At 60.3% G+C, this 14,980-nt stretch carries 13 protein-coding genes; 5 read left to right on the top strand and 8 right to left on the bottom strand.

Annotated elements, in window-relative coordinates; translation table 11 throughout:
• Positions 1 to 533: 533 nt before the first annotated feature.
• Entirely contained in the window at positions 534 to 1,202 is a 669-nt protein-coding gene (locus AC3ITA_RS22730; RefSeq protein WP_150673648.1) for a hypothetical protein, read from the top strand.
• Positions 1,203 to 1,262: 60 nt separating this feature from the next.
• Here the strand turns inward: AC3ITA_RS22730 and AC3ITA_RS22725 are convergent, their stop codons facing one another.
• From AC3ITA_RS22725 to gap, 8 genes are all read right to left on the bottom strand, one after another.
• On the bottom strand, positions 1,263 to 1,994 hold the full coding sequence (locus AC3ITA_RS22725; protein WP_489278401.1) for a hypothetical protein: 732 nt from the start codon (positions 1,992 to 1,994) through the stop codon (positions 1,263 to 1,265).
• 146 nt (positions 1,995 to 2,140) lie between these two features.
• Positions 2,141 to 2,530 carry a YbaN family protein gene (locus AC3ITA_RS22720; protein ID WP_150673646.1) on the bottom strand — a complete coding sequence of 130 codons (390 nt, stop codon included), beginning with the start codon at positions 2,528 to 2,530 and terminating at the stop codon, positions 2,141 to 2,143.
• Positions 2,531 to 2,689: 159 nt separating this feature from the next.
• On the bottom strand, positions 2,690 to 3,292 hold the full coding sequence (locus tag AC3ITA_RS22715; RefSeq protein WP_095942755.1) for a biliverdin-producing heme oxygenase: 603 nt from the start codon (positions 3,290 to 3,292) through the stop codon (positions 2,690 to 2,692).
• Between the two features lie 114 nt (positions 3,293 to 3,406).
• Positions 3,407 to 5,974: a TonB-dependent receptor gene (locus AC3ITA_RS22710; protein ID WP_489278400.1), complete on the bottom strand. Its 2,568-nt coding sequence runs from the start codon at positions 5,972 to 5,974 to the stop codon at positions 3,407 to 3,409.
• 122 nt (positions 5,975 to 6,096) lie between these two features.
• Positions 6,097 to 7,062, bottom strand: a complete 966-nt coding sequence (locus AC3ITA_RS22705; RefSeq protein WP_489278399.1) for a FecR family protein — start codon at positions 7,060 to 7,062, stop codon at positions 6,097 to 6,099.
• A gap of 121 nt (positions 7,063 to 7,183) precedes the next feature.
• Positions 7,184 to 7,702 carry an RNA polymerase sigma factor gene (locus tag AC3ITA_RS22700; protein WP_489278398.1) on the bottom strand — a complete coding sequence of 173 codons (519 nt, stop codon included), beginning with the start codon at positions 7,700 to 7,702 and terminating at the stop codon, positions 7,184 to 7,186.
• 77 nt (positions 7,703 to 7,779) lie between these two features.
• The gene (locus tag AC3ITA_RS22695) at positions 7,780 to 8,244 is read right to left on the bottom strand and encodes a methylglyoxal synthase (protein WP_095942751.1); all 465 of its coding nucleotides are present in this window, start codon (positions 8,242 to 8,244) and stop codon (positions 7,780 to 7,782) included.
• A 150-nt stretch (positions 8,245 to 8,394) separates the two neighbouring features.
• The gene (gene gap, locus AC3ITA_RS22690; protein WP_489278397.1) at positions 8,395 to 9,396 is read right to left on the bottom strand and encodes a type I glyceraldehyde-3-phosphate dehydrogenase; all 1,002 of its coding nucleotides are present in this window, start codon (positions 9,394 to 9,396) and stop codon (positions 8,395 to 8,397) included.
• A gap of 220 nt (positions 9,397 to 9,616) precedes the next feature.
• Here gap and edd point away from each other — a divergent pair, with 220 nt between their 5' ends.
• The 4 genes from edd (at position 9,617) to AC3ITA_RS22670 (ending at position 14,776) form a co-directional block, all read left to right on the top strand.
• The gene (gene edd / locus AC3ITA_RS22685; RefSeq protein ID WP_489278396.1) at positions 9,617 to 11,443 is read left to right on the top strand and encodes a phosphogluconate dehydratase; all 1,827 of its coding nucleotides are present in this window, start codon (positions 9,617 to 9,619) and stop codon (positions 11,441 to 11,443) included.
• A complete protein-coding gene (locus AC3ITA_RS22680) occupies positions 11,440 to 12,399 on the top strand; it encodes a glucokinase (protein ID WP_414929451.1) in 960 nt (319 codons plus the stop codon). Before edd ends, AC3ITA_RS22680 begins: the two co-directional genes overlap by 4 nt.
• A gap of 186 nt (positions 12,400 to 12,585) precedes the next feature.
• A complete protein-coding gene (locus AC3ITA_RS22675) occupies positions 12,586 to 13,317 on the top strand; it encodes a response regulator (protein WP_095942747.1) in 732 nt (243 codons plus the stop codon).
• Between the two features lie 31 nt (positions 13,318 to 13,348).
• Entirely contained in the window at positions 13,349 to 14,776 is a 1,428-nt protein-coding gene (locus AC3ITA_RS22670) for an ATP-binding protein (protein ID WP_218194546.1), read from the top strand.
• The last annotated feature ends 204 nt before the right edge of the window (positions 14,777 to 14,980 follow it).

Raw genomic sequence — 14,980 nt, 5'->3', positions numbered from 1 at the left:
CTTTGGCCTGGAGCAGGTCCTGCACACTGGTGGTGAGCATTGTGCTGCTGGAATCGCTGACCAGGTCATCGTTCTGATTGGTCTGGTAGATGTTCATGCCCACTATCAAGGCGACTACGCCCAGCAGGCACAGACCGGACAGCAGGACGATTTTCAGGCGGATGGACAGTGAGTCGAACATAGGGCGAGCTCGCGAATGGATGAAGTGTTGGCTGTGGGCCGTTGCGGCTCACTCGCTAAATCCATTTAGCGCCGATCAATGCACATCGGCGTGGCGTTGAGGTTACATGAGGGGCAACCCGACGAACGGTATTGGTTGAACGTTTGCGCAGGAAAATGTGCCGAAAATGGGGTTAAAAATAGGAAAAACGCGGGGCGGATTCAGGAGGAGTTCACGTCTCGAGTTTTGAGGCGACGGGCTGGGGGTGTGTGCTCCAACATATATATGTACCGCTTCTCAAGTAACAACGGCGGTAACGGTACTGCCGGACAAACTGAACACGCTCGAGGACAGCCTGGCTGACGAAACCGATGTGAAGCATTACAGCTTCATCGCCGTACGGGGACAGGACGTGTTGATCCATGCGGGTGTGACAAAAGGCGGGCCATTGACTCTGGAATATAGTCGCAATGAAAACTGGGTGAATATCCCTTGGGGGGAACCCTTTGCGGTGTCTGGCCTGGAGCCGAGTCAAGCCGTTCAGGTTCGCATCTCGAAGACGCTGTCTGGCCCGTTCGTGGTGGGTGATACCTACGACCTTAAGTTGGGTTCAGCACCTTATTACGCCGACAGTCACGTCCAGGGCGATGCAGGCGAGTTACCGTCCTACTGGGCGACCACACAGGCCTACAGAGTTTTGAATTGGTCGGTCCGGTTGAAGGATTCGACAGGTAACCCACTCGAGGGTGGTACCGCTACTTTAAAATTGAACAAGGGGGCGGATGAGGATTCGTTCGATCTTGTAACAGACGGTACTGGTCACGCTGCGGGCGCCATTCAGTTGGACGGGTGTCACGGCCAATTGAAGTCTGACCCTTTCTGGACCAGCAGTGGCAAGTATCGCAATAAGTGGGAAGTCGAATACAACCGGGGGTATTGGTTGATCCAGGTTAAAGGCAAAGACGCGTCGGGGGTGGGAGGTCGCAGAGTGCCGAACGTTTCATTCGCACAGATATGCTATCAAAGGATGTTGCGTAATTAGGGCTGTCATGTTCCCGGCAAAGCGAGTGTGCATGAGCGCTTTGCCGAGCGAATCATACGATCAGACCTCGATGTGCAGTCCCTGCTTTTTCACGCTCGGATCCTGGTCGGACTTTTTATGCAATTGGTCCAGCCAAGAGTCCGGGCTTCTCAGGTCCAATGCGCCTTTGCTCAACAATAATCCATAGTCAATCAGCGTATGGAAGTTGCTCAAGTCCAGTTTCACCTTGCCCTCGAACTGTGGCTTGTCCAGCTGGACCAGTTCGATCACGGCGATTGCGTGCTTGAGAGTCAAGGCTTGCAAGCCTTTGGTCTTGTTCAACAGGCTATTCAGTATTTCCTCTTCCTTGGGGGTCAATGTGTTGGGGGGCGAAGTGACTTTCAACCGACCGTCTTCGGCTATCGTGAAACCAATGACGTTTTTGGCCATGACTGGCCATTTACTTTGCAGGTCTTTTTTGAAGTTGGCGTATATCCCTTCCATATCATGGAGCATATCTCCTGCGCGAAGCTCTTTAGCCCAAAGGATTAGGTCTCTATGGCACTTTATTTCATAACGCAGGCCGGAATACTTGCTGCCTGTACCGGATACCTCCAAAAATTTTTCCAACTCATCCAGATCTTCGCTAGTGATACCTGTTTTTATAGGGGACCGGAGTTTCTCGATGGTCAAATTCACCCTTTTCTCATCTACTACAAAGCCTTCGACTTTCTTGGATTGGGCTTTTTCCGTGTTCGCCTTCACTGTTTGCGGATACGGAACTTGAAAAGATGCAGCGGCACTTACATTCATGTCAGCTTCTCGTTGTGGGCGTCATGGTGCTTAACGGCCAGACACAGAAATGGATGACCTGATAAACACGTAGGAGAAATCCGAACAGGAAGTAGGTACTTTCAAGTGTGCCGTTGCCGGCTGATACAGGGCGGTTTGAAGAGGTTTCAGGTCGATTGCGACAGTGATTCCGGTCGCGACCAGATCCACAGGTTGCCCAGCCCCATACCGGCAATTGCCAGGTAAATCGGCCAGCCGTGATCGAGCATCACCAGCATCAGACCGGCGCATAACAGCATGCTGACAGAGGCGCTGATTTTTGCCCGGCGCGCGATGATCCTGCCGTTGCGCCAGTTATGGAGGATGGGGCCGAACAGCCGGTGGTTTTCCAGCCAGGCACTCAGGCGCGGCGAACTTCGGGTTGCGGCCCAGGCGGCCAGCAGGATGAACTCGGTGGTTGGCAGGCCGGGTATGACGATGGCGATCAGGCCGACGCCCAGGCTGACGTAGGCCAGCAGGCCGAAGAGGAGGCGGGAGAGTTTTGTTGATGCGGGCATGGGCTCGGGAGGCGTGTGACGCTGAATGGAGATCCTGCAGATTGACCCGGCCCTTTGTAGGAGCGAGCCTGCTCGCGATAGCGGTCTTACAGTCGACATCTCTATTGAATGTCATTCCGTCATCGCGAGCAGGCTCGCTCCCACAGGGGCAGTGGTGTGTCAGGCAGCTTCGGTAGCGTAAGCCTGCTCCAGCAACACCGTAAAACGGTTGAACGCGTCGATGGCGCCTTTTTCCACTTCGGCTTCTTCCTGGGCGCTGAATGCCAGACCGTCCAGGGTCTTGACGAAGCGCTTCCAGCCTTCCGCGCGGCCACCGGCCGGTTCGCCGAGGTGGCGGGCGCCGAAGGTTTCGCTCAGGCCAAGGCCCACGGCACGCTTGATCAGGAACGCCGCGCCGAGCTTCGAACCTTCGGAGACGAAGATCCAGCCCAGGGCCTCGGCCTTGGTCGGGTGCTTCAGTGCACCGGCCACAGGTGCCGGCACGTCGGTGTCCAGGTCCGCGAGGTCGGCCCTGGCGGCATCGGCACGGCAGCGGGCCGGCAGGTCCGGGACGATGGCGGTCAGTTCGGCATCGTTGTACAGCGACACCAATTCCGACTGGAACAGGTACTGCGCCACCACGAAGCGGGCGAAACTGGCCGGGGTTTCAAACGGAGCATGGGCCTTGACCAGGGCATCGAGCTTGCTGTGTGGCTCGTTGGTGATCTGGTTCAAACGTTGCGAACGCAGGTTGGTGCGTTGTGCAGTGGCCTGGGTAGTCATGGCGATTCCTTGGAGAAAGATGAGGCGCTTGGTAACGAGACGAACAGCAAGGCGCCTGACAGTAAAAATTCCTCGCCGGGCGGCGTGATGAAACCGCCCGGCGAGATGAGCGGATCAGATATCCCAGATCAGGTTGACCGCAAAGTTGCGACCCGGCTGGGTCAGGCGGTCGAGGTTGGCCGGTTGGGTCACCGAGGCTTCGCCGACGCTGTCGTAGCCGCGCACGTCATCCCACAGCCAGTATTTCTTGTCGGTGAGGTTGTAGACGCCGCCGCTGATGGTCACGTCGTCGGTCACTTTGTAGAACGCGCTCAGGTCCAAAATGCCGAAACCGGGGGTCTTGAACTGGGTGCTGGTACCGTCCGGGGTTTTGAAACTGGTGCTGTCGACGCGGTCCTTCTTCTTCACCAGCGTCCAGCTGAGCAAGCCGCCGTAGGTGTCCTTGTCGTAGCCGAGGCCGAATACGCCGGTCAGCGGGTTGACGCTGTTGAGCGGCTCGCCGTTGTCGTCGTTGCGACCGTAGGCATAGGCCACCGAACCCCGGGTATAGAGGCCTTGCGGCGCACCGAAGGCGTCGAGGTTCAGACGGCCCTTGATCTCGGCACCCTTGATGGTGGCGTGCTTGATGTTGTTGCTCTGGAACGTGGTCTCGGTGTAGCCCGGAGTGATGGCGTTCTCGTTGATGAAGTCGCGGTACTTGTTGTAGAACACGGCCAAGTCAAACGAGCCCTGCTCGAAGTTGCCGCGCAAACCGGTCTCGTAGCTTTTGCTCTTTTCCGGTTCGAGGTCCGGATTAGGCGCGACTTTATAGCCGCCGGCGATATTTTCGAAACGACCATACAACGCCTTGGCGGTCGGGGTGCGGAAGCCTTCGGCGTACTGGCCGTACCAGGTGTAGTGATCGTTGAAGCTGTAGGTGGTGCCGAACTTCGGCGACAGGCGATGCCAGGTCTTGTTCTCGTCGCTCACCACGCCGTTGCCGCTTTGGTCGGCGGTGGCCAGGAACTCGTCGGTGATGTGCGGCTTGAGCTGGGTGTAGTCGTAGCGAGCACCGGGCAGGAAGGTCCAGTTGCCCCAGCTGATCTGATCCTGGGCGAACAGGGCGTAGCTGTTGATGGTCGGGTCCGGGAAATCACTGGCGGGTGTCAGTGTGTCGCTGGCGCTAGGGGCACCGATGACCCGGCACGCGCCGGCCACGGTCAGGCAGGTGCCAGTACCGGTACGCAGGCCGGTAACTTTGTCCTGCTTGATGGTGGTGCCATAGGTGAAGAGGTGTTCGGTGTCGGCGATGGCAAACGACTTGTCAGCCTGGGCGTCGAACACCCATTGGCGATCCTTGTAAGTCGTATCGCGGTTACGCAGCACGGTCCGCGACGGCGGCGCGTAGATTTCTTCGGTGCTCTGGTCGGTCTTGGCGATCTGATAGTTCAGCGTCCACTTGATGTTGTCAGCCAGTGCGCTGTCCAGGCCGAAACTGTGTTCCAGACCAAAGCGTTCGCGGGTGATCGTGTCATTGCCGGTACGGGACTTGTAGTAGCCAAAACCGCGTCCGGCGTTGAACGGTCCGCCCACCGCGCTCAATTGATTGGTGTCGCGGTCGTCCTTGTAATGCTCGTAGGTCAGGCCAAAACGCGCGTCGTCGGCGTAATTCCAGCCCAGTTTGGCCAGCACGCTGGTGGTGCGCGCGTCCTGCGGGTTGGCTTCGGTACGGTTCAGGCCAGTGCCGCCGGTTTCGCCAAAGGACTCTGTTTCATGACCGTTGCGTTGACTGAGATGCAACAGGCCATCGAACTCGCCGGTGCGGCCGGCGACGGTGCCGGAAGTCAGCCAGCTGTCGTCGGCGGAGCTGTAGCCGGTTTTCAGGCGCGCGCCGACGTCCTTGCCCGGCTTGATGATGTCGTCCGGGTCCAGCGTGTAGTAGCTGACCGCGCCGCCAATGGCGCTGCTGCCATACAGCACCGATGCCGGGCCCCGGAGGATTTCCACACGCTTGACGATTTCCGGGTCGACATAGTTGCGGTTGGTCTGGGCATACGGGCCGTTGAAGAAACCGTCGGGCACCTGCACGCCATCGACCTGGGTCAGCACGCGGTCGCCATCGATGCCGCGAATGTTGTAGCCCGTGATGCCGGCGCGTTGGCCTGCACCACCCACCGAAACACCGGGTTCGTAGCGCACCAGTTCCTTGATGGTATTGACGTTGTTGCGGTCCAGATCTTCGCGAGTGTAGACAGAGACCGTGCTCGGCACGCTGTTCACATCCTGCTCGTTACGGGTGGCGCTGATGGTGACCTGATCCAGATTGAGGGCACTGCTACCACTGCGTTTTTCCAGGACGATGCTGTTGTTGCCCAGTTTGCGATAGCCCAGGTTGGTCCCCACCAACAGGCGATCCAGGGCGTTCTCCGGCGACAGCGAGCCGCGTACTCCCGGTGAGGCCACACCTTGCGCCAGCTCCGACGACACGCCGACCTGCCAGCCCGTCACGGCGGTAAAGGCATTGAGTGCCGACACCAATGATTGCTGGGGAATGGCGAACGCGTAGTCGCCCATTTTGCGGGTCGACTGCTCGGTGGCCGTGGCGGCCATGAGCGGTGCGGTACCGGCCATCAGGATGGCGGCGGTCAGCAGCGACAGCACGCGGGAAGGTGTAGGGGCTTGGCGGGTAAGGCGAGGGGACATCGATAGCGCTCCGTGTCGCACGAATCTTTATAGGTGCTGATCGGCATGGTGAGATGCGAATCAATTGCATTGGCTATAACGAGACGTACGGGGTTTGGCTATCGAGTAAAAATAATTCTCATTCAGTTCAGGATGACCAGCGCCGGGAATTCCTGGAGCCTTGCCGAGGTGATGTGAGCCAGGGAGCGGACCACGTCCAGTGGCTGATCGAGGCGGTAGTTACCCGTCACGGTGACATCGGCCAACTGTTCGTTGTTGTTGATGATCCAGCCCGGGTAGTAGCGGCGAAGTTCTGCCAGCACCTGGTTCAACGGGCAGTTTTCGAACACCAGCCGTCCCTGGACCCACGCCAGGTCGGTGGCGGTATCCAGCTTGGCCGGGCGGTCGAAGCCGTTGGGGCCGATGCGAATGCTTTCCCCGGCGGACAAGCGCACCCGCGTGTCATCCCGGGTGGCGCGCAAATCGACATCCCCGCGCTGTACCCGCACCTGCGCCACGCCGTCAAGGTAGCGCACGGCAAACGCGGTATCGCGAACGCTGGCGGTGACCGGGCCGGCGTCGATTTCCAGTGCCTGGCCGCGATTGGCCTGCACTTCGAAAAACGCCTCGCCCTGATACAGGCGGGCAACACGTTGCTGGTCGTTGATGGTGCTGGAAAACGCCGAATTGGTATTGAGCAGAACCCTGGAACCGTCCTCCAGTCGCAGGCGCTGGCGCTCGCCGACCACGGTCAGGTGATCGGCCTGCAGGCGCATTGGCAAACTGCTGAAACTGAACAGTCCGAGGATCAGCACGGCGGCGGTGGCCAATGGTTTCCAGTGCGGACGCAAACGGGCGAGGACAGTGACTTTCGACGGACGGATGGCCAGGTTTTGTGCGCATTGCGCCACTTGCGGGCCGTCCCAGATCGCCTGGGCCTTGGCGAACGCCTGGGCATTCAAAGGATCGGCATCAAGCCATGCATGGAATTGGCGGCTCTGCTCCTCGTCGGGACTGCCGAGCACGATCAGCCACTCCAGGGCTTGGTCCATTGCGCTTGCGGGATCCTGCGCCGATGAAGGCTCTGGAGAGCGGTGGTTGTCCGTCACGGTGTTTCCTCGGCAGTGTCTGTGCACGGCTGTTTTTTTTAGTGAAGCGTAAAAGTGGGCCAAGGGTAGCAAAGCCTGATGATCAGCGCAGTCGGTCCAGGTAGGTGCGGGGTCCTGGCGCTCAGTTGGCGTTCAAGCGATCGGCGACACCGATGCAAATCGACATGATCAATTTGAGTTCTTTCTGCACGGTGCTGAGGGACACGTTCAGCTCCTCGGCGATTTCCTGATAGCTGTGCCCGTGCAGGCGGCTGAGGATGAAAATCCGCTGTTGGCGGGCGCTGAGTTGACCGAGGCTCACGTTCAGGCGCTCCAGCAATTGTTCGGCGTGGGCGGCGTCTTCGGCGCTGCTGGTGGGGGCGGCGACGCTGTGCATCACCTCCTGCGGCACGTCGTCGACCATGGTGCGCGAATGGATGCGCCGCGCGCGCAAATGGTCCAGCGCCAGGTTGCGCGCCGTCTGGAAGACAAAGGGTTCAAGATGATCGATGGTCCGTTCGCTCAATGCACGGGTCACCCGCAGGTAGGTCTCCTGCAAGAGGTCTTCAGCAGTGCTGTGATTGTTGACCATCCGTTCCAGCGTGCGCAGCAGGGAGGTGCGCTGGGCGAGGAAAACGTGGTTGAAGCGCGACTGACTCACGGGAGAACCTGATCCATTTCGAGTAGATGATAATGCTTATCATCTACTCGAGTGGTCAAGTGCTGATTTGTGAAGCTTTATGCGCGGCCCTGCAAATAGGTGGCGTAATCGGGAATCCGATGGGTATGCGCCTGATCCATCAACGGGCTGCTGAGCAGGTAGTCGGCGCTGCATTCGTTGCACGCCACCGGGATGTTCCACACCGCCGCGACCCGCAGCAACGCCTTGATGTCCGGGTCGTGGGGCTGGGGTTCGAACGGGTCCCAGAAAAACACCAGCATGTCGACCCGCTGCTCGGCGATTTGCGCACCGAGCTGCTGGTCGCCGCCCAGTGGCCCGCTGATCATGCTTTGCACCGGCAGGTCGAGGCGTTGCTGCAACAACAATCCCGTGGTGCCGGTGGCGACCAGATCATGCCGGGCCAGTCTGTCTTTCTGCCGTTCGGCCCAGTCCAGCAAGAACACCTTGCAGTGGTCATGGGCGACCAGGGCGATGCGCTTGCGCGCCAACAGGGTCTTTTGTGTAAAGCTGATGCCGATCATCGGTTGCCGCTCCAGAAATGACACGTACCCTGTAGGAGCGAGCTTGCTCGCGATGGATGTAAGGACCCCGCGCTCATTCAGGCGCCCCTTGTCATCGTTAACGACCATCGCGAGCAAGCTCGCTCCTACAAGACCGGGGGGGCGTGCTGCTTATTCAGCGTTGCACAGCGCCAGGCAGTTATCGAGCATGCGGTTGGAGAAGCCCCATTCGTTGTCATACCACGCCAGTACCTTAAGCAGCTTGCCGCTGGACTTGGTGTGGTTGGCGTCGAAGATCGACGACAGCGGGTTGTGGTTGAAGTCGCTGGAGACCAGCGGCAGGGTGTTGTAGCCAAGGATCTTCGAGTGCTGGCTGGCTTCTTTCAGCAGCGCATTGACTTCCTCTGCGCTGGCTTCTTTTTTCAGATGCACCGTCAGGTCCACCAGCGACACATTGATCACCGGTACGCGCACCGACATGCCGGTCAATTTGCCCGCCAGTTCCGGCAGCACCAGGCCCACCGCTTCAGCAGCACCGGTCTTGCTCGGGATCATGTTCTGGGTGGCCGAACGGGCGCGGTATGGATCGACGTGATAGACGTCGGTCAGGTGCTGATCGTTGGTGTAGGCGTGGATGGTGGTCATCAGACCGCTTTCGATGCCCAGTTCGCGATGCAGCACCTGGGCCACCGGGGCCAGGCAGTTGGTGGTGCACGACGCGTTGGAAATAATCTGGTGCGATTGGCGCAGAATGTCGTGGTTAACACCGTAGACCACGGTAGCGTCGGCGCCTTTGGCCGGAGCCGAGATGATCACTTTGCGTGCGCCGGCCGTAATATGCGCGGCGGCCTTGGCCCGGTCGGTGAACAGACCAGTGCATTCGAACACGACATCAATTTTTTCCGCGGCCCAGGGCAGGTCGGCCGGGTTGCGGATGGCACTGACCGAAATGCGGTCGCCGTTGACCGTCAGGCTCTCCTGGTCGTGCTGGACATCGGCATCGAACGTGCCGTGAACGGTGTCGTACTTGAGCAGATGAGCATTGATCGCGCTGTCGCCAAGGTCGTTGATGGCAACGATCTGCAGATCCTGACGGTAGCCCTGGGTATAGAGTGCGCGCAGGACATTACGGCCGATGCGGCCAAAACCATTGATTGCGATTCGAAGAGTCATAGTGCGGCGCTACCGTCGTTTTGTTGTTGGAATTACAAGATTATTCGTAAAAAAATAGAAAACAAGCCTTTTTGATGGCAATATTTTGTTCGATCTACAACGAGCGACCTGAATCAACTGGTCCGAATGGTCAAATAAACCGTCTGTCATCCCATCGACACCGGCCTTTGATCAGCATAGACAATCAGGTCGCCACATCCGTTAGCCTGGAGTTCTACACATGCATCCCCGCGTCCTTGAGGTCACTGAACGGCTTATCGCCCGCAGCCGCGCCACGCGCGAGGCCTACCTTGCATTGATCCGCGGTGCGGCCAGCGACGGTCCGATGCGCGGCAAGCTGCAATGCGCCAACTTCGCCCATGGCGTGGCCGGTTGCGGCAGCGACGACAAGCACAGCCTGCGGATGATGAACTCCGCCAACATCGCGATAGTGTCGTCTTATAACGACATGCTCTCGGCGCACCAGCCGTACGAAGTCTTCCCCGAACTGATCAAGAAAGCCCTGCGCGAAATCGGCTCCGTCGGCCAGTTCGCCGGTGGCACCCCGGCCATGTGCGATGGCGTGACCCAGGGCGAGCCGGGCATGGAACTGAGCCTGCCGAGCCGCGAAGTGATCGCGTTGTCCACCGCCGTGGCGCTGTCCCACAACATGTTCGACGGCGCGCTGCTGCTCGGCATCTGCGACAAGATCGTGCCGGGGTTGATGATGGGCGCGCTGCGCTTCGGCCATCTGCCGATGATCTTCGTACCGGGCGGGCCGATGGTGTCGGGCATTTCCAACAAGCAGAAAGCCGATGTGCGCCAGAAGTACGCCGAAGGCAAGGCGACCCGCGAAGAGCTGCTGGAATCGGAAATGAAGTCCTACCACAGCCCTGGTACCTGCACCTTCTACGGCACTGCCAACACCAACCAGTTGCTGATGGAAGTCATGGGCCTGCACCTGCCGGGCGCGTCCTTCGTCAACCCGAACACGCCGCTGCGCGATGCCTTGACCCGCGAAACCGCGCACCAGGTCACGCGCCTGACCAAGCAGAACGGCGACTTCATGCCAATCGGCGAAATCGTCGACGAGCGTTCGCTGGTCAACTCGATTGTCGCGCTGCACGCCACGGGCGGCTCGACCAACCACACCCTGCACATGCCGGCCATCGCCATGGCGGCGGGCATTCAATTGACCTGGCAGGACATGGCCGACCTCTCCGAAGTCGTGCCGACCCTGAGCCACGTCTACCCGAACGGCAAGGCCGACATCAACCACTTCCAGGCCGCGGGCGGCATGTCGTTTCTGATCCGTGAACTGCTGGAAGCCGGGTTGCTCCACGAAAACGTCAACACCGTGATGGGCCATGGCCTGAGCCGCTACACCCAGGAGCCGTTCCTCGACAATGGCCAACTGGTCTGGCGTGAAGGCGTGACCGACAGCCTCGATGAAAGCATCCTGCGCCCAGTCGCCCGTGCATTCTCGGCAGAGGGTGGCCTGCGGGTGATGGAAGGCAACCTCGGTCGTGGCGTGATGAAAGTCTCCGCCGTGGCCGTGGAAAACCAGATCGTCGAAGCGCCAGCCATGGTGTTCCAGGATCAACAGGACCTGGCCGATGCGTTCAAGGCCGGTTTGCTTGAAAAGGATTTTGTCGCGGTGATGCGCTTCCAGGGCCCGCGCTCCAACGGCATGCCAGAGCTGCACAAGATGACGCCGTACCTCGGCGTGCTGCAGGATCGCGGCTTCAAAGTCGCGCTGGTGACCGACGGGCGCATGTCCGGCGCGTCGGGGAAAATTCCGGCGGCCATTCATGTCAGTCCCGAGGCTTATGTCGGTGGCGCTTTGGCGCGGGTGCAAGAGGGCGATATCATCCGCGTCGATGGCGTCAAAGGCACCCTGGAGCTTAAGGTGGACGCCGAAGAATTCGCAGCGCGCACACCGGCCAAAGGCCTGTTGGGCAACAACATCGGCACCGGTCGCGAGCTGTTCGGTTTCATGCGCATGGCCTTCAGCTCGGCGGAGCAGGGCGCCAGCGCCTTTACTTCTGCCCTGGAGACGCTTAATTGAAACTGGCTTTGGTCGGTGACATCGGTGGGACCAACGCACGTTTCGCGTTGTGGAAAAATCAGCAGCTGGAATCGGTCCAGGTGCTGGCAACGGCAGATTTCCCAAGCCCCGAAGAGGCGATCAGCCGCTACCTGAATGGCCTGGGGCTGGCGCCGGGTTCGATCGGTTCGGTGTGCCTGTCGGTGGCGGGCCCGGTGAGTGGTGATGAATTCAAGTTCACCAACAATCACTGGCGCCTGAGCCGCAAGGGCTTTTGCCAGACCCTGCAAGTGGATCAGCTGCTGCTGGTCAACGATTTCTCGGCCATGGCCCTGGGCATGACCCGTTTGCAGCCCGGCGAATTCCGCGTGGTTTGCGAAGGCACGCCGGAGCCATTGCGCCCGGCGGTGGTGATTGGCCCGGGCACGGGCCTGGGGGTCGGCACTTTGCTCGATCTGGGCGAGGGCCGATTCGCCGCGTTGCCGGGGGAGGGTGGTCATGTCGACCTGCCATTGAGCAGTCCGCGTGAAACCCAGCTCTGGCAGCACATCTTCAACGAAATTGGCCATGTCAGTGCGGAAACAGCCCTGAGCGGCGGCGGCTTGCCCCGTGTTTACCGGGCGATCTGCGCGGTGGACGGGCACACGCCGGTGCTCGACACACCGGAAGCGATCACGGCGGCCGGGCTGGCGGGCGACCCGATTGCCGTGGAAGTGCTTGAGCAGTTCTGCTGCTGGCTCGGTCGCGTGGCCGGCAATAACGTGCTGACCACCGGTGGGCGCGGTGGCGTGTACATCGTGGGCGGGGTGATTCCACGGTTTGCCGATTTCTTCCTCGAAAGCGGCTTCGCCCGCTGCTTCGCCGACAAGGGCTGCATGAGCGATTACTTCAAGGGGATTCCGGTGTGGCTGGTGACGGCGCCGTATTCGGGCCTTGTTGGGGCGGGAGTAGCGCTGGAGCAATCAATCCCGAACTGAAACCCGATTACCTGTAGGAGCGAGCCTGCTCGCGATGGACGTCAACGATAACGCGTGCTTTCTGAATGTACGCGGTGCCTGCAAGTCCATCGCGAGCAGGCTCGCTCCTACAATTGTTTTGTGGTGTTTGCAGTTTCAGTGCTTAAGGCATAATCCGCCCAATTCAAACAACAAGGACGCCTTCCTGTGAGCTCAGTCAACAAGTCGATTTTGTTGGTCGATGACGATCAAGAGATACGCGAGTTGCTGGATACCTACCTGACCCGCGCCGGTTTTCAGGTGCGTGCCACCGCCGATGGCGCCGGTTTTCGCCAGGCGCTGAACGATGCGTCGGCCGATCTGGTGATCCTTGATGTGATGCTGCCCGACGAAGACGGCTTCAGCCTGTGCCGCTGGATTCGCCAGCACCCGCGCCAGGCGCAGGTGCCGATCATCATGCTCACCGCCAGTTCCGACGAAGCCGACCGTGTCATCGGCCTGGAACTGGGCGCCGACGATTACCTCGGCAAGCCTTTCAGTCCACGGGAATTGCAGGCTCGGATCAAGGCGCTGCTGCGCCGCGCGCAGTTCGGTCAGGAGCGCAGTGGCGGTGAGGTGCTGGCCTTCGATGACTGGCGCCTGGACATGGTCAGCCATCGGCTGTTTCACATCGACGGCGAAGAGGTGATTCTCTCGGGCGCCGACTTTGCGCTGCTGAAACTGTTCCTCGATCACCCGCAGGAAATCCTCGACCGCGACACTATCGGCAACGCCACTCGCGGCCGTGAACTGATGCCCCTGGATCGCATCGTCGACATGGCAGTCAGCCGGTTGCGTCAGCGCCTGCGCGACACGGAAAAACCACCACGGCTGATCCGCACCGTGCGCGGCAGCGGCTACCAACTGGCGGCCAACGTGGTTGCCGGCAATGGTCACTGAAACTTTGCGCAAGCTCGCCGCCAAGGTGCCGATGCCGCGTTCGCTGCTCGGGCGGATGTTGTTGCTGACCCTGCTGGCGGTGTTGTTCGCCCAGGCGTTGTCGAGTGTGATCTGGGTGTCGCAACTGCGCGCGACTCAGCTCGAGGGCCTGGTCACCAGTGCTCGCAGCCTGGCCCACTCAATGACCGCCAGCGTCAGTTATTTCCGTTCGTTGCCGGTGGCGTTTCGGCCCCTGGTGCTTGATCAGTTGCGCAGCATGGGCGGCACCCGGTTCGTGGTGACGCTCAACGACAAACCCCTGGGCATGGAGGTGCTGCCCATCACCCCGCGCAAAGAGGCGGTGCTCAAAGCGGTGGACGAAGTGCTGCGCCAGTCACTCGGCCAGGACACGGATATCTCGGTCACCTTCGTCAGCCCGGAAGACCTGCGCATCTTCAATGGCGGCCTGAAGCTCGATGAGTTGCCACGCTCCTGGGCGCACTACGCGCTGACCCTGGAGCCGGTGAACCCGCCGGTGCTGGTCACGCAGATCCAGATGGCGCCGGGCGAATGGCTGTACATCGCCTCGTTGTTGCCCGAGCCTTATACCAGTCTTGAGGAGCAGGGCCTGCCGGCGCAGCAGGTGTGGTTCATTGTCCTGACCAGCAGCTTTTTGCTGTTGTTCATCGGTCTGCTGGTGCACTGGCAGAGTCGTCCGCTCAAGCGCCTGGCGCGGGCGGCGCGGGACCTGTCGTTGGGGGCCGACGTGGAACCGGTGGCCGAGGGCGGTGGCAGCGAAGTGGTCGAGGTCGGGCGCGCCTTCAACACCATGCGCGAGCGCATCAGCCGTTACCTGACCGAGCGCAGCCAGTTGTTCAGCGCCATTTCCCACGACCTGCGAACGCCGATCACCCGCCTGCGCCTGCGGGTCGAATTGCTCGAAGACGAAACGCTGCAAACCAAGTTCGGGCGCGATCTGGACGAGCTCGAATTGCTGGTCAAGGGCGCGCTGCAATGCGTGAAAGACACCGACATCCACGAGAACATCGAGCCGGTTGACCTCAACCATGTGCTCGACTGTCTGGTGGAGCCCTATCTCGCGCCGAACGGCAACGGCCGCGTGACCCAGCAGGGGCGGGCGCTGGCGGCGTACCCGGGCAAACCGCTGGCGCTCAAGCGCTGCATCGGCAACCTGATCGACAATGCGCTGAAGTACGGGCAGAACGCGCACCTGCACATCGATGACGACGAAAGCGCGTTCATCCTGCATGTCGATGATGAAGGGCCGGGCGTGCCGGAGCAGCGCCTGGAGCAGGTGTTCGAACCGCACTTCCGCCTGGCCGGGCAGCAGCAGGGTTATGGCTTGGGGTTGGGGATTGCCCGCAACATTGCCCATAGCCATGGCGGTGAAGTGAGTTTGCAGAATCTGCGTGAGGGTGGGTTGCGGGTGACCCTGCAGTTGCCTCGCAGTGTTGACTAGTCAGACCGCGTTATCGTTCTTCGCGAGCAGGCTCGCTCCCACATTGGATTCGTGTACGACGCAGCCCCCCTGTGGGAGCGAGCCTGCTCGCGAAGGCGTCAGATCATTCAACACATCCCTCAAGGTAAATGTCACGGCTCGGTGACATAACCCATCCCCTTCGTTACAAGCCGACCTTCGTCTGTTGTTTATGCTGCCCCACAG

The organism is Pseudomonas sp. GL_090 (genome assembly GCF_057837765.1).
Note: the sequence above shows the minus strand (reverse complement) of the source record. Positions and strands in the feature narration are given on the sequence as shown.